At 37.8% G+C, this 25602-nt stretch carries 14 protein-coding genes and 3 pseudogenes; 9 read left to right on the forward strand and 8 right to left on the reverse strand.

Translation table 11 applies throughout. The features are described from left to right. Window positions 1-132: 132 nt before the first annotated feature. The 7 genes and pseudogenes from trwL (BN338_RS07635) to BN338_RS07665 all read right to left on the reverse strand — a co-directional run bounded on the left by trwL (BN338_RS07635) (window position 133) and on the right by BN338_RS07665 (window position 3270). Window positions 133-450 carry a VirB2 family type IV secretion system major pilin TrwL gene (trwL, locus tag BN338_RS07635; RefSeq protein WP_039760676.1) on the reverse strand — a complete coding sequence of 106 codons (318 nt, stop codon included), beginning with the start codon at window positions 448-450 and terminating at the stop codon, window positions 133-135. A 138-nt stretch (window positions 451-588) separates the two neighbouring features. Then, a complete protein-coding gene (gene trwL, locus BN338_RS07640; RefSeq protein ID WP_039760679.1) occupies window positions 589-906 on the reverse strand; it encodes a VirB2 family type IV secretion system major pilin TrwL in 318 nt (105 codons plus the stop codon). A 213-nt stretch (window positions 907-1119) separates the two neighbouring features. Continuing rightward, window positions 1120-1359: pseudogene (gene trwL, locus BN338_RS07645) on the reverse strand (VirB2 family type IV secretion system major pilin TrwL); the annotation flags it as partial. A gap of 142 nt (window positions 1360-1501) precedes the next feature. After that, window positions 1502-1813 carry a VirB2 family type IV secretion system major pilin TrwL gene (gene trwL, locus BN338_RS07650; RefSeq protein WP_039760683.1) on the reverse strand — a complete coding sequence of 104 codons (312 nt, stop codon included), beginning with the start codon at window positions 1811-1813 and terminating at the stop codon, window positions 1502-1504. Window positions 1814-1929: 116 nt separating this feature from the next. Further along, window positions 1930-2247 (reverse strand): VirB2 family type IV secretion system major pilin TrwL, encoded by a 318-nt coding sequence (gene trwL, locus BN338_RS07655; protein WP_039760844.1) that lies wholly within the window; start codon window positions 2245-2247, stop codon window positions 1930-1932. Continuing rightward, a complete protein-coding gene (korA, locus tag BN338_RS07660; protein ID WP_039760686.1) occupies window positions 2210-2509 on the reverse strand; it encodes a KorA family transcriptional regulator in 300 nt (99 codons plus the stop codon). Before korA ends, trwL (BN338_RS07655) begins: the two co-directional genes overlap by 38 nt. 125 nt (window positions 2510-2634) lie before the next feature. Next, window positions 2635-3270: a lysozyme family protein gene (locus BN338_RS07665; RefSeq protein ID WP_039760689.1), complete on the reverse strand. Its 636-nt coding sequence runs from the start codon at window positions 3268-3270 to the stop codon at window positions 2635-2637. A 741-nt stretch (window positions 3271-4011) separates the two neighbouring features. On the opposite strand from BN338_RS07665, the gene BN338_RS07670 reads away from it, so the two are divergent. Then, complete coding sequence (locus BN338_RS07670) at window positions 4012-4299, forward strand: H-NS histone family protein (RefSeq protein ID WP_039760692.1); 288 nt, start codon at window positions 4012-4014, stop codon at window positions 4297-4299. 1853 nt (window positions 4300-6152) lie between these two features. Here BN338_RS07670 and BN338_RS07675 read toward each other — a convergent pair. Then, window positions 6153-7430: a ubiquinone biosynthesis hydroxylase gene (locus BN338_RS07675; protein WP_083868453.1), complete on the reverse strand. Its 1278-nt coding sequence runs from the start codon at window positions 7428-7430 to the stop codon at window positions 6153-6155. 803 nt (window positions 7431-8233) lie between these two features. On the opposite strand from BN338_RS07675, the pseudogene BN338_RS07680 reads away from it, so the two are divergent. The 8 genes and pseudogenes from BN338_RS07680 (at window position 8234) to BN338_RS07715 (ending at window position 25366) form a co-directional block, all read left to right on the forward strand. Continuing rightward, window positions 8234-10677, forward strand: a pseudogene (locus BN338_RS07680) (FtsK/SpoIIIE family DNA translocase). Between the two features lie 1196 nt (window positions 10678-11873). Further along, window positions 11874-12050 (forward strand): annotated as a pseudogene (locus BN338_RS13565) (DNA translocase FtsK); the annotation flags it as partial. A gap of 475 nt (window positions 12051-12525) precedes the next feature. Continuing rightward, on the forward strand, window positions 12526-13134 hold the full coding sequence (locus BN338_RS07685; protein ID WP_039760694.1) for a LolA family protein: 609 nt from the start codon (window positions 12526-12528) through the stop codon (window positions 13132-13134). A 33-nt stretch (window positions 13135-13167) separates the two neighbouring features. Then, window positions 13168-13977 (forward strand): exodeoxyribonuclease III, encoded by an 810-nt coding sequence (locus BN338_RS07690; protein ID WP_039760696.1) that lies wholly within the window; start codon window positions 13168-13170, stop codon window positions 13975-13977. A gap of 67 nt (window positions 13978-14044) precedes the next feature. Further along, window positions 14045-15523 carry an efflux transporter outer membrane subunit gene (locus BN338_RS07695; protein WP_039760698.1) on the forward strand — a complete coding sequence of 493 codons (1479 nt, stop codon included), beginning with the start codon at window positions 14045-14047 and terminating at the stop codon, window positions 15521-15523. Next, window positions 15520-16743 (forward strand): efflux RND transporter periplasmic adaptor subunit, encoded by a 1224-nt coding sequence (locus tag BN338_RS07700; protein WP_039760700.1) that lies wholly within the window; start codon window positions 15520-15522, stop codon window positions 16741-16743. Before BN338_RS07695 ends, BN338_RS07700 begins: the two co-directional genes overlap by 4 nt. A gap of 3 nt (window positions 16744-16746) precedes the next feature. Then, window positions 16747-18729, forward strand: coding sequence for a MacB family efflux pump subunit (locus BN338_RS07705; RefSeq protein ID WP_039760703.1), 1983 nt, complete (start codon window positions 16747-16749; stop codon window positions 18727-18729). A gap of 1681 nt (window positions 18730-20410) precedes the next feature. Next, a complete protein-coding gene (locus BN338_RS07715) occupies window positions 20411-25366 on the forward strand; it encodes a DEAD/DEAH box helicase (protein WP_039760707.1) in 4956 nt (1651 codons plus the stop codon). Window positions 25367-25602: the final 236 nt, after the last annotated feature.

Genomic DNA, 25602 nt, shown 5'->3' on the forward strand with positions numbered 1-25602 from the left:
ATCCCATTTTAACTAAAATCGTTATGAAAAACATTTGTTTGGGTAGTACGAGTGACATTATTATTGGTGCAAATTTACAATCAATAGATATACTTTGAACATTCTGTATTTTTAGGCTATAGTTAATTTCAATTACCCGTTACCCGTGAATAACAGCGTAGCAAGTTGGGTTGCCGAGCCAGCAATGATAACACCGACCGCCCATCGTACAAATGTATCTTTTTCGATGTAGCGTCCTGCATAACCAATTGCTAGACATAAAAGTATAACAGCGGCAGCGATAGGAATAATATGATCAATAAGGTCTTTTTGGAGGCCCTCTAAAGCTTTTTTAGCAGTATCTAGTTTTTGTGCATACGCAGGATGCGTTATAATAAAGGCACTTATAGCTGCAAAAAGTATGGTAATTTTGTTGTTACTTTTTGATTGGAGATTAATGAATTTTTGCATGTTTCCCTCTTATTAATACTCTAAATAACATTTTATATATCTTTAATACAAATGAAACCGCCATTGTATTATTTTCAATTGGTTAATAACTTTACAATTTATAAAAACATTTTGTATTATATTTTGCCATAGTCAAATTTAACCAGCTGCACCTGTAAATAACAGCTTAGCAAGTTGGGTCGCAGAGCCAGCAATGATAACACCAATAGCCCACCGTACAAATGTATCCTTTTCGATGTAGCGTCCCGCATAACCAATTGCTAAACACAAAAGTATAACGGCGGCAGCGATAGGAATAATATGATCAATAAGGTCTTTTTGGAGGCCCTCTAAAGCTGTCTTAGCATTTTTTAGCTGTGCATATGCAGGATGTGTTACAAAAAATACAGCTACAGCTGTAAAAATTGCAGCGATCTTGTTATTATTTTTTGATTGGATATTAACTGATCTTTCCATATTTTTCTTTCATCAAGATTGTAAATAACGTTTCATATACCTTGAATATAAGTGAAATCACCATTTGTTTATCTATAATTGATTAGAGAAGTCTCACCTTTAAAAAATACTGTGTATTACATGTCGTCGTGGTTAAGTTTAACCACCTGCACCTTTGAATAACACTGCAACAAGTTGGGTTGCAGAGCCAGCGATGATAACACCAACTGCTCATCGTACAAATTCAATGTAGCGTCCCGCATAACCAATTGCTAAGCACAAAAGTATGACGGCAGCAGCGACAGGAATAATGTGTGCAATGAGGTCATCCTGTAAACTCTTTAGCGCTTTGTTAGCATTTGTTAAAGTTTGTTGGGCATATACAGAAGTACTCATAAAAAATGCAGCTATAGTTGCAGCAATTGTGATAATTTTACCATTATCGTTCAATTGGAAATTGATTAATTTTCTCATATTACTCAGCCTCATCAGACCATATTTGACGCAAATAGCTTTTTTGCAAAATAAGAAGCAATTTTATTGATATGGAATGAACATATTGAAATCTAAACTTTTTTCATGAAAATAACACTTCATCGTGCAAAAATTTTATCAGTTACTTTGTAAATAATAAAGCGGCAAGCTCACTTGCTGAACCAGCGATAACAACACCTATTGCCCACCGAACGAATGTATCTTTCTCGATGTAGCGCCCTGCATAACCGATTGCCAAGCACAAAAGTATGACAGCAGCAGCGATAGGGATAAGTCCAATCAATTCCGTCTTGAACTTATTTAAAACATCTTTTGCATTTTTTAATTCTTGTGCTTGAGCACACACAGAGTGTGTTAGAAAAAAAGCAGTCGTTATTGTAACGATTGAAGTGCTTTTATTAACCATTGTTTGAAGAATATTTAATTGTTTCATATTGTTTATCCAAATTTAAGTTACAGGTTGTATAAATACTCTCTCTTTTTCGATATGATTTTTATCGATATGCATAATCTTTAGATTTTAGGTTCTTCTTTGAATAAAAGAACATTTTATGGTTTTGTGAATAACATATTTGCAAGTTCAGCTGCTGAACCGGCGATAATGACACCTACCGCCCACCGAACGAATGTATCTTTCTCGATGTAGCGTCCTGCATAACCGATTGCTAAGCACAAAAGTATAACAGCAGCAGCGATAGGAATAATCGTTTTTAATTCTGTCTGGAATTTTGTTAAAACTTCTCCTGCTTTTTTCAAACCTTGTGCTTGGGCCCATGCAGAGTGGGTCATAAAAAATAGAGTTAAACCTGCAGAGATTTGAGTAGTTTTATTACGAATTATTGTTTGAAGAATATTTGATCGTTTCATGTTTTTCATCCTGATTAAGACTAAAACTTCCACAAATAACCCCTCTTTCATAAAGAAATTTAAAGAGATATTTCGGATCAGCCCAAGTTCTTAATTTTCCTCTTTGTGTAAGTAGTGTATATTTATCTGGTTTTCCGGTGATTGGATCATCAGCAACAAACGTAAAATACCACTCTCTTTCAGAGAGCATAATAATTGTAACCTCACGTGCTGCTTTCTGATTAAACGCTATATCAACGCTGTTCTGTTCTATCATTTTCATTTTTTGCCCTCAATTAGAATAGATTCTATCCAATCTTACTAATTAGAGCTTTAATCTCTCTTTATCTACCTTTCATTATAATATCCTATCAAAATTTTAGTTCTAATTTGCAAAAGCAAGACATATCATTCGTGTTGTTTTCCCAAAGAAGAAGAATCCTCTGTCGCAAAAGCATCATGAACACTACTTGCTTTATGTGTAAACGCATCTTCCAGTTCTTCTTGGGAAAGAGGAAGATATTCCATCTTAATTATTTGGCTTCGTTTTCCTTCGTGAATTTCTATAGCTTCTTGCGATGTTTGATCATCTACAAGTAGAAAACTTTCTGCTTCAAAAAATGAAGAAATCTTCTGTATATAAAGGTTATTTAAATTTCCCATATTATAGAAATTTAGCGCAGATTGTAATGCATCCTCTTTAGAGTTGTATACAAATGCTTTTGGCTCATAGTGGTAGGTTAAAGCGGTTTGTTTAACTTTAAGATTTCTGCAAAAATCAAATATGTCAAAAAAAGAAAACGATTCCACATCTTCAACATCACTTTGTTCCAAATTTACGTCAAAACTATGTTTACTTTGTTTAAATGGCTCACTTGTTGCAATTTCTTCTCTAAGCAGAGATAACTGACAGAATAATTTATTATCATTATCTCTTATATAAACATTATCCCGTACTTCTTGTTTGACGAAAGCTGAAAATGCTAGATGAGGGGGATTGGATATATATGCGGCAGCAAACATTGTGAAATCTGGGACAATCATCAGCAATACACCTTATTATAAAGAATTTTATTGATATAAATGCCAATTTTGTTGGTGCTTTTTGTCGCTGTCTTTTGATTTTATAATTTTTCAGAACAAGATTGTTTAGCTTGGGACGTTCCTTGTGATTATTGCTTTGTTTTCTTCTAAGAAGATCTATAATATACACCAATATCCAACAAATAAGATCAATTTTCGGAATAGAATAGAGGACATTAAGCCAACTAATATTATTAGAATCACGAGAAAAAACGCGAGCTTTAAGCAATAATGATCTTTGGAATTTTATTGAAATTTTCTGTTTCATATAATTTTTTAGTTGTAAAAAACTTCTCAAAGCACATTTATATGAAGTAAAAATTCGTTTTATGAGAGAGTATTCCTTATTCTCATAATAAGCTACACCACCATTATCGGAAGAGGGCTTGTTCTTTGTTACATATTGCCATAGTTTATAGAGTGGTGATTTATATTTACCTTTGATTGCTGATTCATGAGAGTCAGAGAGGTGTGAAGGTGTTTGTGCACTGTACTTGTCAGTTCTAATAACTGAACTGAAAAAAGACATAGCAGTGGTAATTGATATACCATTAAGCATCTTTTTGTATTCCAAAGCACATCTCCGTCAAAGTGATATATTTATCGTAATTTTAATTCCGATAACAAATAGACAAAAATTGTCTATAATTGTGTTTAAAATATGGCAAAGGGCAATTCTTTTTTGCAAGGGGAGTAATTAAGGTGAATGATCTCAAAAATATGAATTTTGATGAACTACAAGAGATGCGTATACAAATCGATATGGAATTGAAAAAACGGCAAGCAAAAGAAAAGCAAGATGCACGACGAAAAATTCTTGAAATTGCTAATACCCATGGAATTGATATCGCTGATCTTGTGAGTAAAGAGCGTCATTATAGGAATCCCAATAACCAATGGGAATTATGGAATGGGCGTGGGCGTAGACCTAAGTGGATTAAAGAGTGGTTGGAGAATGGATATACACTTGATGAACTCGAAGTAACATAACATATGTGCAATATTTATAAATAAAGGGAATACCAAGAGATATGAATGCAAGAAATAGACTCTTTTTGCTCCTTTGATTGTATAAAAATACTGAACTGATATAGTAGCCTATTGAGGTGTCAAATAAAATGGCAGAAAGTACGGACAAATATATCTGAATGCAAAAGGTATTATTGTCATAAGTTGGTATCATCATTATGCTCACTCGTTTAAAGTATTATAATTAATTTTGGCATTTGAAGGAGGAGTTACCTCCTTTTTGTAGTTTTTCTTAACATTGCCTTTTTTAGTTTATGAAAATCAATGGGTTTATTGATTTTTTACAAAAAGGGTTGGAATCAGAAGAATTTATTGCGTCAGCTACCTTCCAAAGGAGCATGCCAATACTATTGTTATATTTTCTATCCATGATGTTGTGACAGTTCTTAGTATTTGAGACGGTTTATAAAAGGCATTTTTAGTCTTTTCTTCAAACATTTTTACCGACATGGCTCGTTTGTTTATGATACGTGACAGGCATGGTTTTGATTGATTCAATAAGAAAAAGTTAAAATGAGAGATCTTACGGTGTTCAAGGTTCTAAGTAACGACAAATTATTATTGTAAATCAATTTGTTGTTTGATTCTAAACTAATATAGAAAATGATAATTTTATTAATCAATATGTTGATAAGTGAGCTTCCTTATCTTTTTGCAATACTGTTCTGTAGAACAAAAACCTGATGTTATGGATTTCGGTTGGTCTTTTTTCTGTAAGATTATATATGTGAGGCATGCACTTTATTTATCGTTCATATAGTTGGGATGAGTAAGTATGTGAAAAACGAAAATTTTCTATGGCGGATGAGTGTGGTAATAGGATTTTGTGACACGTTTTGAAGTGTCTGTGATTAAAACTCATTTATAGGCATTTATTGAATAAAGAGCGTATTGAAAATAAAAAGGTTGAGTTCTTTTTTTACTGCAATTTGCTTTGTTTTATGGTGTGGAGGTTAAGAGGCAATACACAAGCTTATAATTGTGTGTGATGGTATAAAGTGCAGAAAACTTTGTTGTATATCGAAATGCTTTTCTAAAATCATGTGGCATTTCACAATAAGTTTTAAAGGACTTGATAAGTTTTTAAAGATTTGTCTGATAAATAGAACGCCATTGTTTTTGCAAAGTTATAGGCTTTTAAAAAGAAACATCTTCAATGCAGATCAGATTATTTTATGATGTTTCGTGTGAATAGTATAACGTAAAAGTCTCTATAAAAATATAAAATCCATTGTTCATCATCATTTTTATTTCAATAAAAAGTATAAAAGCTGTGCCATTATACACTTTGCTCACTTTTAATGTTTCGCAATAGGCTTTGATACAAGGGATGTGGCATGAAAGGTTTTGCTTCTTTTTTTTTTAATTCATTTTTTTCTCTATGCTCATCCCATTTGTGGCGTGCAAAGGGTGATTTTGATTACTTCAAAAGGAAAGGGATTAGAAATAAGAGTATTTTATGATTTTTAGCTTTCTCATTTAACATGAGAACAATGATGTATTCATTATAAGTCAAAATTTGTCTGATAAAGAAAGACTTATTTATTTTTTATGCTTGCAACACATTGTCTTTTGAGGTCTGGTGATATAAAGTAACTTCCATTAAATGTTTTTTCAGTGTGTGGTGAATATTCTTAAAGTATGGCTTGCGTGTCTTTCCTATGGTTAAGTGAAATATGGGAGGGGGAAGTCAAGGGAAATTTACGCGATAAGCAACCGGATTGTTTACGGACCGGATTGGATGGGATTTTTTGTTATTGAGGGGAGGGAAAGAAGCCAAAGGTTGTAAAAAGTGAAAAGGTATGAATTTTTGCTTAAAGCGGGAGGCCATTTAGAAGTCGGGGTGCGTTTGGGGTAAGGCCAGCAGCTTCTTGAATGAAATATTTTTTTATTTTTGGCGCTTGATTGACGATTCCAAGACCGGTATCGCGAAGCATCCGTAAGAGAAGGTTATCGTTAGAAAAGAGTTTATTAAGCCAATCATTGCTTAAAGCCATACGGACAATTTCAAAACGTCTCCAACTTTGATAGCGCTCTAAAGTAGTGAGGGAGCCAATGTCAAGACCCAATCGTGCTGTTTCAATAATCACTTCAGAAAGGGCAGCGCTATCACGTAATCCTAAATTGAGTCCTTGTCCTGCAATAGGATGGATGGTATGGGCAGCGTCTCCAACGAGGGCAAAACGGGGCTTAATACATTGACGTGTTAAAGAAAGGTTTAGGGGAAAAGCTTGACGTTCACCATTCCAAGAGAGTTTTCCTAATTGATGGCCAATGCGTCTTTCGAGTTCTGTTTCAAAAATAAGTGCATCAGCTTTGAGGTAGTATTGCGCAGTTTTATGGTTTTCATTCCATACAATGGCGGATCGGTTGCCTTTGAGAGGGAGAAGAGCGAAAGGGCCAGCAGGTAAAAAATGTTGAATTGCTTGACCATTATGGGGTTTTTCATGTTCAACTGTGCAGATAATTGCTGTTTGTTTATAGGCATGAGAAAAGTTTTTAAGACCTGCTTTTTGGCGTAATTTTGAATGGGCGCCATCAGCTGCAATAAGCAATTTTGTTTGCCAAACCTCTTCATTATCTAAGGTGACAGTTGTGTGTTGGTTGCTTTGATGAAAATCAATGACACGCGTGTTTGCCATAACAGGGATATCAAGATCTTTGACACGTTTTTTTAAAGTGTTGATGAGTTCTCTCTGTTCTACCATAGTTGCAAAGGGTTCACCGGGGGTAATGTCGCCTTCAAATGTTAAAAGAGTTGGTTTGACAGGATCACTTATGCTTGTATCTGTGATGATCATGGAGTGAATGGGTTGCGCATAGGGTTGTATAGGTTCCCAACATTGCAATTGTTTTAACATACGAACAGAAGCAGCAGCAAGGGCGATGGTTCGTATATTAGAAGCAGGAATATCTCCTCTTGGAGCAGCATCAACGATGTTTATTTTCAGATTAGGGGCTGTTTGCTTGAGAGCTATGGCGAGTGTTAAACCGACAGCCGCCCCCCCTGCAATGAGAAGGTCACATTGCTTGATTTTATGGGATTTTATTTTTTTATTGGGTTTTACATCTTTATGGTGATTAGAATACACAATGCTTTTTCCATTATTTATGAGGCTTCTTCCGTTATTTACGGGGCTTCTTCCCTTGTTTAAAGTTTGTTTGCTGTTAAAAAATATTGTTCTTTAAAATTATCTACAATATTTTAATTTTTACTTCTCTCCCTGCTTCATAAAGATGAGATTTTTCTTTGGATGAAATATCTTTTTGGTGTCAATCTGATGACAGATGAGTGTTTTAGAGCTCTTTTGTTTTACTTGTGTGACTCACTTTACAGATTTATCGGATCAGCCTTTTTTGAATATCTTCTTCAACTCTTTTTACACTTGCTTGATAGAAAAGAAAACTAAAATTAGGCAAAGATGGAAGTATACTTTTTAATTTGTATGAATGTCTTTATAATATGCTTGTCCTGAAAGAGTACATTGAGGATGATAGATAAAAATTATGTTCATTTGTGATGGTTAAAACGATATTAAGATTTTATTGTTACCATAATCTGGCATAGCCTTCTGTTTAGGAGAGTGAGAGGGACTGTCATAAATTTTACAACCCATGTTAAATTTTACACATGAGATGTTTTTTTGGTTGCTTGGGTGATAAATATTCTAGGGTAGGACTTTTTTCGTGTTTTATGAAGGATTGTTCCTTAGGATGGTAGTATTATATGAATGATATGAAGTAGGAAGAAGGTAGAACGCGTTAGATTAAGAAGTTGGATTGTTGACAGATGATTGTTTACAGATCGGCATTGGGTGTCAGCTTCGTCCTTTTTGGGGAGAGGGAGGAAGTTATAGCTCTTTAAATATGAAAGCTTTGTATTTGGAATTGATGGATGCACCGAAATTCTTCTCCTTATGATTCATTGGAAGCACGAGATTCTCAAGGTTTTCGGCTTGTTGAGATGTTTTTACGGCAGATTGGCGTCTTTATTGGGCTTGGGCTTTTGGGCTTTATTATTTTTTGTGTGTTTGCTTTGGCGACGTGGAATGTTGCTGATCCCTCTTTAACCCATGCAAGTACAAATGAGGTTACAAACCTTATGGGGTGGTTGGGGGCAATTTTTTCAGATTTTATGATGCAGTTTTTTGGCTTGGCAAGTCTTGCTGTTTTGTTGCCACCATTATTTTGGTCTTTTCTCTTGTTGGCACAAAAGAATATCTACAATTTGACTTTGCGCTTTTTTTTGTGGGTGGTATCAACAATTTGTTTTTTAATGGCTTTTGCCCTGATGACGCCTGTTGCTTCTTTCACTTATTGGCCATTGCCCATGGGGTTTGGAGGGGTTTTAGGAGATAAAATTTTAAGGATTGCTTCTTCAATTTTTCCTCTTTTGCTTTCTCCATTTTATACGGTGCTCTTCAGTGTTGTTTTTATCCTTTTAGGTTTTTTCATTGCTGCTTTTGCTGGCAATGTGATATGGCGGCGTCGAGAAAAGAAAAGAAAAGAAAAAAGAATTCCAAAAAACGAAATCATTGATCCGGTCTTTGAGATGGAAGAAGATGGGGAAGATGCTGCTGAGGATGATCGTGAGAAGCATGGTGTTTTTGCGACAACTTTTGGTGCTCTTTTACATCTTTTTTATTTTTTACAAGCGCGTTTTTTCGTTTTTTCTGTTTCAAAAGGCCTTCTCAGGGGAAGGGGCAAGGCAAGTCATTTGATCGGATTGAACCAACTTTTTTGGATGAAAAAGAAAAGTGTGAGGAAAATAAAAATAAAGCCTATGCTTCTTCTTCTGTTAAAAGTCTAAAGTCTTTAACAGCTTTTTCAAATGGTGGTTTTGTTCTTCCACTTTTAGATTATCTAGCAGTTCCACCACCATCTGTGCGGGATGCAAAACTTTCTCCAGCTGCTTTAAAAGCAAATTCTCATGAACTTGAAGGTGTTTTATTAGATTTTGGGGTCAAAGGAAAAATTATAGATGCTTGTCCTGGACCTGTGGTCACTTTATATGAATTCGAACCGGCTGCTGGCATTAAATCATCTCGTATCATTAGTCTGGCAGATGATATTGCGCGTTCGATGCGTGCGATTTCTGCTCGTGTTGCTGTGGTTCCTGGTCGCAATGTGATTGGAATAGAATTGCCCAATGCAAAGCGTGAGATGGTTTATTTAAGGGAGATTGTGCAAGCACAGGAATTTGTTGAAAGCAAAGCAAAATTAGGGCTTGCCTTGGGCAAGACAATCGGGGGGGAAGCTGTTATTGCAGATTTAGCAAAAATGCCGCATCTTTTGGTTGCTGGTACAACAGGTTCGGGAAAGTCTGTTGCTATCAATACAATGATTTTATCATTGCTTTATCGTATGACGCCTGAACAATGTCGTCTCATTATGGTCGATCCGAAAATGCTTGAACTTTCGGTTTATGACGGCATTCCTCATTTGTTAACACCTGTGGTGACGGATCCTAAAAAAGCAGTGACTGCGCTTAAATGGGCTGTTCGTGAAATGGAAGAGCGCTACAGTAAAATGTCAAAACTTGGCGTTCGCAATATCGATGGATTTAATGCACGTCTCAAGGAATCAAAAGGTCAAGGAGAGACAATGGTGCGTACGGTTCAAGTGGGCTTTGATCATGATACGGGTGAGCCTCTTTATGAAACGGAAACACTTGATTTTAGTCCTATGCCTTATATCGTTGTCATTATTGATGAAATGGCTGATTTGATGATGGTCGCTGGTAAGGATATCGAAGGTGCAGTTCAGCGTTTAGCACAAATGGCACGTGCCGCCGGTATCCATGTGATTATGGCGACACAGCGTCCTTCTGTTGATGTTATTACTGGAACGATTAAGGCCAATTTTCCTACACGCATTTCTTTTTCCGTTAGTTCAAAAATCGATAGCCGAACAATTCTGGGCGAACAGGGAGCCGAGCAATTATTGGGACAAGGGGATATGCTCTTCATGATGGGAGGAGGACGTATTCAGCGTGTGCATGGACCTTTTGTTGCGGATGATGAAGTGGAGCAGGTTGTTGCACATCTCAAAGCGCAAGCACGACCGGATTATTTGGAAACAATTACCCAAGAAGTTGAAGAAGATGGTGCTGATGTTTCTTCATCTTCTCCTTCAGCAGATGATCCCTATAGTCAAGCTGTTGCTATTGTTCTTCGTGATCGTAAGGCTTCAACCTCTTATATTCAACGCCGTTTAGGTATTGGGTATAACCGTGCTGCAACATTGATTGAAAGGATGGAAGAAGAAGGTATCATTAGTCCAGCAAATCACGCAGGAAAACGAGAAATTTTAGTCCCTGCCGAAGAAGAACGCTTTTGAAAAATCTTTATAATCGTTTTTTAATAATAGCTTATAAAACTAGGTCTTTATTTTATTGCACCGTAGAAATTTCTGTATTATTTGGCACGAGCTCTCTCAATTTTGCGATATCTCTTTGACATTTGAGGCGATTCACAAGAGCTATTCTTTATCTTATATCATTTTACCTACACGTTAATCTTGCTTGTAATGTGCAAAAAAATAAATTGAATTGATTCAATATAAGAGAGTATATGGTGAGAGGATTGTACCGTATTTAGTACTATGATTTCAGTTTAAAAAATAATAATTTATCATTATAAATCAATATTTATATAAATAAAATAGTGTCCTTGGGGGAGAGAAGGTATGCAAGGCTTGATATTTAAGTTTTTTGCTGTTTGACGATTGTTCAATCTCACGGCAAAATCAGTTGCGTCATGTGATTTGCCAGTCTGTTGTTATGCTGTTCAAATCACCTTCGAAAAAAGTTTATAACACATCCGTGAAATGGGCACTCTAGTGCTTCTTAAAAAGGGCTAGTTTGTCACGCCCTTAGTTAAGTGAATTATATGGGGTGGGACACCAAGTAAAACTTGCTAAAATTTAAATTGTTTACAGAACGGATTGGCTGAGAATTTTTATTCTTTTGGATGGGGAGAAAGTCAAAAAAGCATTTTTTCTATTGAATTTTTTCATTGAAGAGCCTTCAAATTCGCAAGCACTCTATTGAGGACTTCACTCCGTTCGTGTATTGATTATAATCCATGGTGTTTCAAAGATTAGAGATGGAAAAGAAGAGATTATGCGTTTAGCCAATCAGTAGAAAGCTTAAAAAATAGGGATGCTTTCGAAAATTCAAAAGAAAATTGATTATTTGGATAATGCATTGATTTATAATAATATTGCATTACTCATTTTGAACAAGAGATTTAAATATCGTAAGATTCTTTCATTTCAAACCTGTTTATATTGAATCAATAAAAACCATTCGCTTGCTATATTACAAGCAGGGAGAGTCTGTTTGGATCAAAAACGATTCAAAGAGAACTAAAAATGTTTGTTATGAACTGTTTCAAGTGCAAAGGGTTGTCGCGACATTTTAAGGTTAGTAAAGCGTGTGATGGTGCTGGCTTGGAAACAATACCGCAAGGGATCGCAAGAAATAAAGAAGAAGGTTTCTTTTGTTTTTTTTAGCAGATGGTTGCTATAGCTAAGCTGTTGCAGTGGTGCTTCGTGATGGTAAAGCTTTAACTTTTTATATTCAATGTCGTTTAAGCATTGAATATAATCATGTTACCACATGGATGGAGAGGATCGAAGAAGAAGGTATAATTAGTCCAGTGTCGTTGGATATGGGGTTTTATAGTAAGATGGGGTTTTGTAGTAAGTAAGAATAGATCATAATTTATTGTTTTTACATACAAAATTTAGCATTAAATGCGAAATGAGAGAAATGCAAAAAATGCGAAATGAGAGAAATGCAAATGCGTGAAGTGCGCGTTTTATCAAAATGAATTTTAACAGTTAAAATTGCCCAAAAGAGCAAAAAATTGTAAAAATCGAAATTTGAGCGTAAAAATGAGTAAAGGCTTTGAAAATCTTTTGAGAGTTCTTAAAAAAACTTTGAAAAAATAAATTGCTGCAAAACATGTTGGCAAATTATGTAAAATCCAATGACAAGCTTCATCCAGCAAATCATATGGGAAAGCGGAAAATTTTGGTTCCTGTCGAAGAAGAATACTTCTAAAAATCTTTTGATAGTTTTTTCAAACAATATCTTTATCTTATAAAGCAGGGTATTTATTCACCATGGGTGGCTTAATTATAAATGATCAAGTCAATTAAATATTGTTTGGGAGCATTTTTATGAAAACGTCTTTTTTACCGCAAAGAAAACTCTTTGGATTTGTGGGGATTCTTATCTTTTGGTGTTTAACTTTTCCTACTTTTTCGCAAACAGCTAATAAGGTGGCAAAGGCGCAGAATATTGCCAACCACTTTGCGGCAATCAAGACAATGACAGGTGACTTTATCCAATTTAGTCCAAAGGGAAAAATGTCACAAGGAACATTTTATCTTGAGCGTCCAGGGAAAATTCGCTTTATTTACAAGAAAATGCCTTTACAAATTATTGCAGATGGTCAATTTGTGGGCATTAACAATCGGGCTTTAAATACTTGGAACTTTTCACAACTTTCGCAAACGCCAATGAAGTTTTTGTTGGATGATAAAATTGATCTATCATCTGGCCGTTTGTTAGCGTTTCGTGAAGATCCAGGGGCAGTAACGATTGTTCTGCGCGATAAAACAATAGGGGCAGGGCAAATAAGAATGGTGTTTGATTCTAAAAGCTTTGCTTTGCGGCAGTGGACAATTGTTGACCAGCAAAACTTGGAAACAACTGTGCAGATTATGAATGTGCGAACAGGCGTTCGTTTTGTTCAGGGCATGTTTACACTCCCTTCGAAGAAATAAAGCAATAGTTTTACGTTATTGGGATTGAAACAGATGTTCTTTCGTATTGCGACTTGGAATATTAACTCTATTCGTTTGCGCCTTGCACAGGTTTTTCAGTATTTGGAACTCTTTCCGGCCGATGTTTTGTGTCTACAGGAAACAAAATGTCCTGATGGTTTATTCCCAGTGGAGGCTTTTGAAGCAGCTGGATATAAGCATATTGCACTGAGTGGACAAAAATCGTATAATGGGGTGGCGATTATTTCTCGTTTGCCTTTTAAAAAGGTGGAAAAGCGTTTCTTTTGTCAAAACCAAGATTGTCGCTATATCTCAGTGATTGTGGAAATCCACGGGAGAAACTTGCGGATTCATAATTTTTATGTTCCTGCTGGAGGCGATATTCCTGACGCTGATGTGAATGAAAAATTTCGCCATAAGCTTGATTTTTTGGAAGAAATGTCTTGTTTTCGCGCTGATCAGGAAAAGGGGATGTCTTCTCTTTTGCTGGGTGATTTAAATATTGCTCCTTTAGCAGAAGATGTTTGGTCTCATCAGAAATTGTTGAAGGTTGTAAGCCATACACCCATTGAAACCCAGCGTTTACAGGATTTGTGCTGTCAGGGCGGATGGGTTGATCTCATGCGGTTGCATATTCCTGTTCCTACTAAACTTTACACATGGTGGAGTTATCGTGCTCGCGATTGGGCTCTTACGGATTATGGATGGCGACTTGATCATATTTGGTCCTCTCCAGATTTAGCGTCTTTTGTGGTGGATCTTTCAACTTTTCGTGATGCGCGCGGGTGGGAACGTCCCTCAGATCATATTCCTGTGCAAACTGTATTTAATTTTTCATCTTAGTTTTGAAATAATAGGTAAATAAAGTATTAATATTACATAATGATTCTGAAAAAATGCGGGAGACTAGATGCATATCAGAAATCTCAAAAGGGGAACTTCTAGTAGATTACTTTCAAGTGTTGTGCTGTGTTTTCTTCTATCTGGCTGTATGGTTGGTCCGAATTATCATAAGACATCTTTTTCTGTTCCAGCGCGATGGGGACAGCAGTCTGCACAGATATCTGGGCATTCAATTGCTCTTGCGGGATGGTGGCGGTCTTTAAATGATCCAGTTTTAAATACGTTAATGGATCAGGCAATTTCTGGAAATAATGATGTTGCGGTTGCCAAAGCGCGGATTCGTGAGGCGCGTGCGAGCTTAGGGCAAGTGGTGGGATCTTTATTGCCAAGTGCGTCAAATACAATTTCAGGAACCCGTAGCGGATCTGGACAATCTGATCCGTTGAACCAATATCGTAGTGGATTTGATGCAAGTTGGGAGCTTGATTTTTTTGGAGGGCATAAGCGAGGCGTTGAAGCTGCACGTTACGGTCTTGAAGCGGTGGTGGAAGATATGCGTGCGACGATGGTCATACTGTTAGGAGAGGTGGCAACAAATTATGTTCAAATGCGCGGTTGGCAACAAAAATTGTTGATTGTACGGCAAATTGCTGCTGCACAACGCAAAACATATGAATTGATGTGTGCTAAATTAGCAGCAGGTGATATTTCAGAGCTTGATGTTTCAAATGCAAAAGCGCAAATGGCTAATACAGAAGCCGATATTTTTCAGATGGAAGCAAATGTGGCTATGAGTATGCATCGCCTTTCTGTCTTAACCGGTCATGTGCCTACGGCTTTGAAGGATTTTTTGCAAAAAAATGCTAAACACGTAAAAATTCCACAACCGCAATGGCCAATACCAGCAGGAATTCCGGCAGATATTTTGTTGACACGTCCCGATTTGCGACGGGCCGAGCGTCAATATGCGCAAGCAACAGCACGCATTGGTCAACGTGAGGCAGAGCGTTATCCGTCACTTACATTAACGGGGAATATTTCAACAGCAGCAACAGCAATGGACCAATTATGGAAAAGTTCAACGATTGGTTGGTCTTTTGGTCCAAATCTTCGTTTCCCTTTCTTTAATGGAGGACAGATTATGGCCTCTGTTGAGATGGCACGGGCACAGCGTGATCAGGCTTTTATTACTTATCGGGCGGCTGTATTGAAGGCTTTAGAAGATGTCGAAAATGCGCTCGTAAGATTAACAAAAGAACATCAGCGCCTTGAAAAGCTTGTCGTTGCAAATAAAGCTTTTCTGCATTCTTTACAACTTTCACGAAGTCTTTTTGAAAATGGCAATACCAGTTTTCTTGAATTGTTAAATGCTGATCGTTCCTATTATTCTGCGCAAATGGCACTTAAAGATAGCCGTATTGCTTTAGCTACCCAATATATTGCTCTGATGAAAGCATTGGGAGGGGGCTGGGATGGTGTCGTTGATGTATCACGTTCGGAAGTTGTTGATGGTGTTCCCCATTCGCTTGCAAAGGTAAGGCAATGAAAAAAAATTTCATCAAAAATTTCATTACAAAACGCAAAAAACTTTCATTCTTGCTTATTGCTCTCTTCATTATTATCATTTTGTTGTGGTTGCGCTCTGTTTTTTTTGGAACATCTACACCAGTGTATATGACAGCTGTGGTGAAGCGTGGTGATATCGAGGAAAGTGTTTTGGCTTCAGGGCTTGTACGTCCTTATCGGTTGGTGGCGGTTGGCGCGCGTACTACGGGGCGGGTGATTTCCATGCGCGTTTTTCCGGGTAGTGTTGTCAAAGAAGGGGATTTGTTGGCAGAAATTGATCCTACAGATCAAGAAAATGATCTGAAAAGAAAAAAAGCAGCATTATCGCATTATTATGCGAATTTAGTAGAACAAGAAGCTTATCTTTCTCTTGCACAGAAAAATTTAGAACGGCAGAAAAAAATGATCGAATTGCGTGCAATTTCAAAAGCTAATCTTGATGATGCTGCGACACAAGTGAAAATACGTGAAGCGCAAATTGCTCAATTGCGTCAGCAAATTGTACAAGCTCAAATTGATGTGGAAAGTGCAGAGGTTAATCTCGGTTATACGCGAATAACTGCTCCTTCAGCGGGAACTGTTTTAGCAACGGTTGTTGAAGAAGGACAGAATGTCAATGCTGTTCAGTCGGCGCCTACAATTGTTATTTTAGGCGACTTGTCAAAGATGACCGTCAAAGCGCAAATTTCGGAAGCTGATATTCTTAAAGTTCGCGCTGGGCAGCCTCTTTATTTTACGGTATTGGGTAATGCAAACCGTCGTTATGAGGGGACTTTAGAAAGAGTTGATCCGGCTCCTGAATCTATTCGTGCTGATGTGAGTATTAATCCTGGGGCAGGAGGGTCTAGCTCTCTCATGTCGTCTGCAATTTATTATAATGGGATTGTGCATATTGATAATAAAGACAACTTTTTGCGAACTTATATGACTGCTCAAGTTCATATTATTTTAGGACGTGCTCAGAATGTTTTGTTGGTCCCAAGTGATGCTTTGCGTGATGAAACAAAAGAACACAAAGCATGGGTTTCACTTTTAGTGGGGGGCAATAAAGTGGTGGCAAAACAAGTGACTGTGGGGCTTAATAACAAAGTAATGGCAGAGATTGTTTCAGGGCTTGATGAGGGGGATGTGGTTATTACTGGTTCGCGTGATGGCGTGATGCCAGAAATTCCGGATAAACAAAGCAACGATGAGAATTAAGCTATGAAAGCAGAAAAAGCAGATGCTGTTTTCGTTTTGGAAAATATTGTGCGCAAATTTCCTGCGGGTGAAACATTTGTCACTGTTTTGAAAGAGATTAATCTAACCATTAAACGTGGTGAAATGGTGGCGATTGTTGGGGCTTCCGGTTCTGGAAAGTCCACATTGATGAATATTTTAGGCTGTCTTGATCGACCAAGTTCTGGTCGTTATTGGATTTCAGGAAAAGAAGTAGCTTCTCTTTCTGCTGATGAATTATCCGCTTTGCGGCGCAATCATTTTGGATTTATTTTTCAACGCTATCACTTGTTGAATGAATTAACGGCACTTGGCAATGTTGAAATTCCAGCTATTTATGCAGGCTATGCACCGGATGTGAGAAAAAAACGTGCTCAGGATTTGTTAACACGCCTAGGTATGGGAGAGAGAGTTAATCATCGGCCTAATCAGCTTTCAGGGGGGCAACAACAACGGGTGTCTATTGCGCGAGCATTGATGAATAATGCGGAGGTTATTCTTGCCGATGAGCCAACTGGCGCTTTAGATAAAAACAGTGGTCAAGAAGTGTTGCGTATTTTGGATGAGCTTCATCAAGAAGGGCGCACCATTATTATCGTAACACATGATATGCAGGTGGCTAAAAGAGCAGATCGTATTATCGAAATCAGTGATGGGGAAATTGTTGCTGATAATATATCAAAGGGTAAAAAAACAAAAACGAGAGTTCAATCCCCTCAAGAGCAACAGAATCTGAAAGATCAAAAAACACTGGGGTATTTTCGTTCTTTTGTTGAACGTTTTCGTGAAACGTTTGTCATGGCTTTGTTGGCGATGAATGCACATCGGATGCGGACTTTTTTAACAATGCTTGGGGTAATTATCGGTATTGGAGCGATTATTGCTATGGTGGCTTTGGGAAATGGAACGCGGGAAAAAATACTAGAAAATTTTAAAAGCTTGGGATCCAATACTTTGACAATCTTCCCTGGGAAAAGTTTTTCTGATCCACAAGCAGAGAAGATAACGAGTTTGGTGGAAGCGGATGCAGAAGCCCTTTCTGATCTGCCCTATATTTCTGGTGTAACACCTCAGATTTCAGCAAATTCTACGATTCGTTTTGGTTCCGTTGAAGTTAATGCAGTGATTACTGGGGTGGGAGAACAATTTTTCCAAACACAAGGGCTCAAGGCTGTGAAAGGGCAGTTGTTTGATCAAAAAAGTGTGCGTGAGCGTGCTGTTGATCTCGTTATTGAAAAGGAAGCTGTTGCTGTTCTTTTTCCTCATAGCCATGAGAGCCCACTGGGAAAAGTGGTGCATGTGGGAAAAGTTCCTGCTCGTATCGTTGGGGTGGTTGATCCACAAAATAATAGAGGTAGCTCAAATACGTTGCAGATTTATTTGCCTTATACAACTGTGCAAACACGTTTTCTTGGCACAACACAAGTTCGGGCTATTACCGTGAAGATTGCTGATCATATTGATTCACATTTAGCGGAGAAGATGGTGAAACGTTTTCTCATTATGCGCCATGGTGAGGAAGATTTTTTCATTCGAAATTCCGAATTTTTCCGTGAACGTATTATGGAGAGCACACATATTTTAACGCTTTTAGTGTCTTCAATTGCGGCGATTTCACTCATTGTAGGGGGGATTGGGGTAATGAATATTATGTTGGTTACTGTTTCTGAGCGGATCAATGAAATTGGGGTGCGTATGGCTGTTGGTGCACGGCAGAGTGATATTCTCCAACAATTTCTCATTGAAGCAATTTTAGTATGTATCATTGGAGGCGGTTTAGGAATCCTCTTGGGATTTTCTATTGGGGGCTTGTTTTGGCTCTTTAATGCGCCTATTCATCTCATTTATACACTGGATTCAATTATTATATCTCTTACTTTTTCCACTCTCATTGGAATATGTTTTGGCTTTTCGCCAGCGCGACAAGCTTCACGGCTTGATCCTGTTGTTGCGCTTTCGCGCGATTAAGTGCTCATCAATATAAAACATGTTTGTTGTTCTATCTGCTTGGATAAAGCGTTTTTGAAGCAAAATATGATCAGAAAAAATTTTGATTATCCGCTGCGCCCTCCTAAAAAACGCTTCATTCGTTAAGTGGAACAATACCATGAGACGAATGAGATTTTATATAGATTAATGACGTTTTATAGCACATTACCCTCTTTACATTTGATCGGGAGAAAAATAGCACCATCATACACTGCTCCCACTGTTGCAGTTCTTGGTGTCAGAAGGATGTAGATTTGAAACTTTTCATAAGAGGCATTTTTTGTTCTTTCTTTATAGTCTTTATTCACACCCACACCCCGTTGTAACGGGAAAGCAAGTGATTTTGATTGTTTTATAGAGACTTAAAATGAGAGAGCCTAAGATATTCAAAACTCTTATTTTAAGATGCAGAACACTTATCTTGATCAATCAATGCATTGTCTTATGGTAAAAATATGATTGCGAAATTTGGCTTATTTTTTATCGAGCTCGTTGAGTGGTTTAAGATTTTTTGAAAAGACGTTATAAGGATTTTCACTTTTAGTTTTGAAAAGGATTGGTGAGAATTGTATGTGTTTAGGCTTATGCAAACAAATTATGATTACGCTCAAGTTTTAAAACGTAACCTGATATGTAGCCGTTTTTTGTTCTTTCATTTGAGACACTTGGCTTTCCTTAGAGTACTTGTTTAAGACATTGCTCTTTTTACTCTCTCTTATAACTTGGGAGCTGAAGGGTAAACAAGCTATTTTAGTTTTTGGGATAAAGATATCGTCAGATGTTCCGTAGGGGGCGTGATCTTAAAAACTAAGACTTGTTCATTTCTGCGTGAGATACGGATTTCATTTCATGATTTTGGTAAGTGAGACAAAAAAGTTTGAGAGGCGGAAAGCCTCTCATTTTGAATGATGGACGAATGAAAAGGACTCTCATTTATTGAAAAAGTCTAATCTCATATCCAGCAGGTGTGAGGTGGAATAAGAGAGCATCGTAATACCACATTGCAGTGAGGCTACCGAAACAAATAAAAGGGGTTATAATGAGTATGGGTATGTGTAGTTTGTGTGGCATTTCCCCTCCTAGGTAGACTCCAATGCTGAAAACAATGAATACTAAAGCCGAGCCACCCGCTATAACACTTAATAAGCGTATAACCATTCCACGAATGGCCAAAAGAAAAAGAAAGGTTTCAAAAATAAATATTTTGAATATTACGACGAATATTTTTCGTATGATAAAAAATATCACCCGTATTATGGTGAATATTATACGCATTATTGTTCGTAGAATGCGATGTTTTTTGTGTAGAATTTCTTCCTTAGTATCTTGTGTGTTTTCAGGTATCGTGTCCATTTCCCCCCCTCTCATTTCTTAAGTTAAATCCTAAAACTATCGTGCATTTTATTTTGTTTTTTTTACAAAATGCAAAAAAATATTTTTAACATCATCACACACTCTTTTTATTTCCATAAGGGGGTAAAGATCATGAAATACATCATATGATTGGGGAAGAGGCAAAGAGATTTTTTCATATCATGTCGCCAAGGATAGAAAGAACGTCTTAAAATTAAGATATTTTAAATCTTTTGGGTAGAACAAGAGGCATTAATAAATAGGCCTAGATTCAATAATTGAAGATGTTTTTAATAGGAAGAAAGCAATGACGCTACAATCGCTTTTACAGATTTATCGTGATGAAGCGCGTACCGAAAGGGATAAAGGGACCTATTTTGAGCGTTTGGCTCTTGCTTATCTGACACATGATCCTCTCCAGTCTCTGTGTTATGAAAAGGTTCAAACCTTTAAAGATTGGGCACATGAAAATGGCTGGGATGGTCGTGATATTGGCATTGATCTTGTGGCAAAACTTCGTCATGAAAAGGGGTTTGCTGCAATCCAATGTAAATTTTATGATGCAGAATATCGGATTAAAAAAGCAGATATTGATAGTTTTATTTCAGCATCAGGTAAAGAACCGTTCAAACGGCGCGTTATTATAGATAGTACCATCAACGCTTGGACTGATAATGCGGAAACAATGATACGGGGGCAAGATATTCCTGTTATACGGATTGGTCTTTCTGATTTGCAAGAAAGTCCGATTCGTTGGGAGATTTTTGCAGCTAAAGACAAAATTGTGCTGGAGGATAAAAAGAAACTCCGTTCTCATCAGGCGGAGGCGTTGCGTTTTGTGCGTGCGGGGCTTGAGCAAGCAGATCGGGGCAAGCTTATTATGGCTTGTGGTACGGGTAAGACATTTACCAGTCTTAAAATTGCTGAGAATTTGGCTGGTGAAGGGAAGTTTGTTTTATTTCTTGTTCCCTCTTTGGCTTTGATGTCACAGACGGTGCGTGAATGGACAACGGATGTAGAAATCGGATTACGCTCTTTTGCGGTATGTTCCGATACACAAGTGGGGAAGCGTCGTAAAAATAGTGATGATGTTGCTGAAATTGATGTGTTTGATCTTGCTTTTCCGGCGACAACCGATGCAGCAAAATTGGCAGAACAAGCGGGTGATGGTGTCTTAGATAAGATGAGCGTTGTGTTTGCAACTTATCAATCCATTCAGGTGATTGCGGATGCTCAGAAAAATTATGGTTTGCCAACATTTGATCTTATCATTTGTGATGAAGCGCATCGTACAACAGGGGCAACGCTGGTGGGCGAGGATGAATCCAATTTTGTGAAGGTGCATTCCAATGATGTTATTCGTGCTAAAAAGCGCCTTTATATGACAGCGACACCCCGTGTTTTTGGTGATAACGCGAAAAGTCGCGCGAATGAAGTTGATGCTGTTCTTGCTTCAATGGATGATGAAAAACTCTTTGGCAAAACACTTTTTTATCGAGGCTTTTCATGGGCTGTACGAAATAATCTTTTAACGGACTATAAGGTTATTGTCTTAGCAATGGACGAAAAATTGGTCAGTTCCGCTGTTCAAAAACGCCTTAGTGATAGCGATTCAGAGCTTATTCTTGATGACGCAACAAAGATTATCGGTTGTTATAAGGCGTTGACAAAAAAAGATATAAAAGCTGATGTTGGGGTTGATTCATATCCTATGCATCGTGCTTTAGCGTTTTGTAAAACTATTGAAAGTTCTAAACTGGTTCGTCGTGAATTTTCGGCGGTTGTCGAAGAATATCTTGAGTATACTCAAGGGAATGCGGAAAACGAGCCATTTTTGAAATGTGCAGTTGAACATGTTGATGGCAAGTTTAATGCGAAGGACCGTAGTGCACTGCTTGATTGGTTGAAAGCAGAGAGCGGGGATGGTGTTTGTCGTATTTTGACTAATGCTCGTTGTTTGTCTGAGGGTGTAGATGTTCCGGCTCTTGATGCCATCATGTTTTTAAATCCACGTAAGAGTCAGATTGATGTTGTGCAAGCGGTTGGGCGGGTGATGCGTCGCAGTGAGGGCAAAAAGATGGGGTATGTCATTTTGCCAATAGGTATTCCCTCTGGGATTCCAGTAGAACAGGCTTTGAACAACAATGATAAATATCGGGTTGTTTGGCAAATTTTAAATGCTTTGCGTGCGCATGATGACCGTTTTGATGCAACGATTAATAAGGCGTCGTTGGGGCAAGATATCAGCAATGTGATTGAGATCATTGGGGTTACACAGAGCACTGAGTTACAGGCTGTTACAGCTGTTGTCGATAATCTTCCTGTTCACTCACAACCTGCACGATCAAATGTTGGTACAGCGGAGCGTGATTTTCTTTTTACAGATGGACAAGAGGAGCTTTCTTTCCCTGTGGATGAATTTTCGCGTGCAATTCTGGCAAAGATTGTCAAAAAATGTGGGACGCGTGATTATTGGGAAGATTGGGCGAGTAATATTGCAGAGATTGCTAAAAACCATATCACGCGTTTAACAGGTATTCTTGCGGCACCAAATACTAAGGCACGTCAAGCTTTTGATCAGTTTTTAGCAGAACTGCGTGATGACTTAAACGATACGATTAGAGAGGTTGATGCGATTGAGATGTTGGCACAACATATCATCACGCGTCCTGTCTTTCAGGTGTTGTTTGAAGGGTATCAATTTACACGTGAGAATCCTGTCTCGCGTGCTATGCAACGTATGCTTGATGTGCTTGATAAGGAAAATCTTGATAAGGAATCTAAAGATCTTGAGAAATTTTATGCGAGTGTAAAATTACGCGCCAGTGGCATTACAGATCCAAAAGCAAAGCAGAAATTAATTGTAGAGCTTTACGATAAATTTTTCCGTTATGCTTTTCCACGCACGGTCGAAAAATTGGGAATTGTTTATACGCCCGTTGAGGTGGTGGATTTTATTGTGAACTCTGTCAATGATGTTTTGCAAAATGAATTTGGACAAACGCTTGGCTCATCGGGTGTTCACATTATGGATCCCTTTACCGGAACGGGAACTTTTATCACGCGGCTTTTACAATCAGGGTTGATCACATCAGAGGAGATGAAACACAAATTTTGTCATGAAATCCATGCCAATGAAATCGTGCTTTTAGCTTATTATATCGCAGCTATTAATATTGAGACAACCTATCATGGTCTGATGGGGGGCGATTATGTTCCCTTTGAGGGAATTTGTCTGACCGATACATTTCAGCTTTATGAGCAAGATAAAGATCTGATTAGCGATTTGCTGATGGCCAATAGCACCCGCAGGTCACGCCAGAAGGAATTGGATATTCGTGTTATTGTTGGTAATCCCCCTTATTCTTCTGGGCAAAAAAGCGAAAACGACAATGCGCAGAATATTAGCTATCCTAAATTGGATCGTCGCATCCGTGAAACTTATGCCGCTCAATCCAAAGCGAGCAATGTTAATGGACTTTACGACAGTTATATCCGTGCCATTCGCTGGGCAAGTGATCGCATAAAAGACTGTGGTGTTATTGGGTTTGTGACAAATGCAGGTTTTATCAATGGATATTCTATGAATGGTTTACGAAAAGAATTGAATAAAGAATTTTCGAGCATTTATGTTCTCAACTTGCGCGGAGATATTCGTAAAAACATGATGAGTAAAGGACGTGCTCAAGAAGGGCAAAATGTTTTTGGAAGTGGAAGTATGACAGGAATTTCTGTGACAATTTTTGTCAAAAATCCAAATGTCACGGGGCATTGCAAAATTTATTATCATGATATTGGTGATAATCTCACAACAAAAGAGAAACTATCTGAACTTAAGCGATTAGGCAGTTTTGACGGTATCAAGCGTGAAAAAGATTGGCAGATGATTACACCAGATGAGCATGGTGATTGGCTGAAACAGCGCAACAGTGATTTTGAAAAGTTTCTAGCCTTAGGTGATAAGAAGGGCGGTGATAAAAAGTTCTTTGAAACTTTTTCTCGTGGTATACAAACTGGTCGTGATGCTTGGGCATATAATTCAAGCCGTGAAGCTTTAGCAAAAAATATGAATGATATGATTGCTTTCTATAACAGTGAAGTCGAGCGTTTTAATGTTATACATTTACATTCTGACCGCAAGGCGCGTGCAAATGCTGTAAATGATTTTGTCAACGCGGATACTAGAAAGATTAGTTGGAGTGGTAGTCTGAAAGAAGAGTTGATAAGAGGAAAGTTTTTTGAATTTGAAAATGATTGCTTAGTTCAGAGTTTATACCGTCCTTTTATGCGACAGTGGCTCTATTATAATCGTACTTTCAATGAGAGAGTATATCAAATGCCGCGTATCTTTCCACTGGGGAAAACAGTTGAAAATAGGGTGATACAAATTACCGGCATTGGAGCAAGCAGTGGTTTTTCTGTTCTGATGACTAAGGATTTGCCTAACCTTCATACAATGGATACGGGTCAATGTTTTCCACGGTATCTTTATGAGGATTCTGAGTTCTTAAAAAATAAGAAGGAAAATCAGGTTCATTTGTTTGCAAATTTTGCAGAGGAAAACAAAAAAGCCGGTTTACAGCGGCGTGATGCACTCACGGATGAAGGATTAGCTTATTTTAAGGCTGCCTATCCTAGCGAAGTGATTACAAAAGATGATTTGTTTTATTATATTTATGGGATCTTGCATTCTGAGGATTATCGTGCGTGTTATGCGCATAATCTTTCTAAAGAATTACCACGAATTCCAACGGTTAAAAGAGCAGAAGATTTTTGGGCTTTTGTGACAGCAGGGCGTGAATTGGGGCATTTGCATATGAATTATGAAGAGGTTGAGCCCTATCCCGTTACCTATAAACAGGGTGATCCTAGCACTTGGATGATTTCTGATGAGAAGAGTTTTTACCGGGTTAAAGCGATGAAATTTGCAGGTAAGCGCGGTGCTATTGACAAAAGCACTGTGGTTTATAATGCGCATATTACGATGCAGAATATTCCTCTTGAAGCTTATGAGTATGTGGTGAATGGTAGACCTGCTCTTGAATGGGTTATGGAGCGGCAGGTGGTCAAAACGGATAAAGCGAGTGGACTTGTTAATGATGCCAATTGCTATGCTGTTGAGACAGTGGGTAATCCAGCCTATCTTCTGGAATTGTTTCAAAGGGTTATTACGGTAAGTTTAGAAACGATGAAAATTATTCGCAGTCTTCCAAAATTGGATGTGAGGGAAACTGAAAAGGTTAAATTATCTATTGTGCGGTAAAAAGGTATCGAGTCGTAATAAGCCGGCACTCTCATATATTTTTTACTTTGCTCGTTTGTGGGTGTTGCAATAAGCCCTCGGCACTTGAGACGGTCCATAACTTGAGACGGTCCATAAGAGGCGTGCCTTTCTTGTATAGTTTTACTCCATACCGCTCCTTTCCCTTGTGATGTGCAAGCAAATGGTTGTGATTTATTGAACAGAGAACAGATTTGAAAAGAGAAAATCTTACTCTA

The sequence above is a fragment of the Bartonella queenslandensis AUST/NH15 genome, from assembly GCF_000312585.1.
Lineage (GTDB): Bacteria > Pseudomonadota > Alphaproteobacteria > Rhizobiales > Rhizobiaceae > Bartonella > Bartonella queenslandensis_A.

Excerpts from the sequence above, each read along its gene's own strand:
- trwL (WP_039760676.1), bottom strand. The coding sequence starts at position 450 with ATGCAAAAATTCATTAATCTCCAATCAAAAAGTAACAACAAAATTACC.
- trwL (WP_039760679.1), bottom strand. The coding sequence starts at position 906 with ATGGAAAGATCAGTTAATATCCAATCAAAAAATAATAACAAGATCGCT.
- trwL (WP_039760683.1), bottom strand. The coding sequence starts at position 1,813 with ATGAAACAATTAAATATTCTTCAAACAATGGTTAATAAAAGCACTTCA.
- trwL (WP_039760844.1), bottom strand. The coding sequence starts at position 2,247 with ATGAAACGATCAAATATTCTTCAAACAATAATTCGTAATAAAACTACT.
- korA (WP_039760686.1), bottom strand. The coding sequence starts at position 2,509 with ATGAAAATGATAGAACAGAACAGCGTTGATATAGCGTTTAATCAGAAA.
- BN338_RS07665 (WP_039760689.1), bottom strand. The coding sequence starts at position 3,270 with ATGATTGTCCCAGATTTCACAATGTTTGCTGCCGCATATATATCCAAT.
- BN338_RS07685 (WP_039760694.1), top strand. The coding sequence starts at position 12,526 with ATGAAAACGTCTTTTTTACCGCAAAGAAAACTCTTTGGATTTGTGGGG.
- BN338_RS07690 (WP_039760696.1), top strand. The coding sequence starts at position 13,168 with ATGTTCTTTCGTATTGCGACTTGGAATATTAACTCTATTCGTTTGCGC.
- BN338_RS07695 (WP_039760698.1), top strand. The coding sequence starts at position 14,045 with ATGCATATCAGAAATCTCAAAAGGGGAACTTCTAGTAGATTACTTTCA.
- BN338_RS07700 (WP_039760700.1), top strand. The coding sequence starts at position 15,520 with ATGAAAAAAAATTTCATCAAAAATTTCATTACAAAACGCAAAAAACTT.
- BN338_RS07705 (WP_039760703.1), top strand. The coding sequence starts at position 16,747 with ATGAAAGCAGAAAAAGCAGATGCTGTTTTCGTTTTGGAAAATATTGTG.
- BN338_RS07715 (WP_039760707.1), top strand. The coding sequence starts at position 20,411 with ATGACGCTACAATCGCTTTTACAGATTTATCGTGATGAAGCGCGTACC.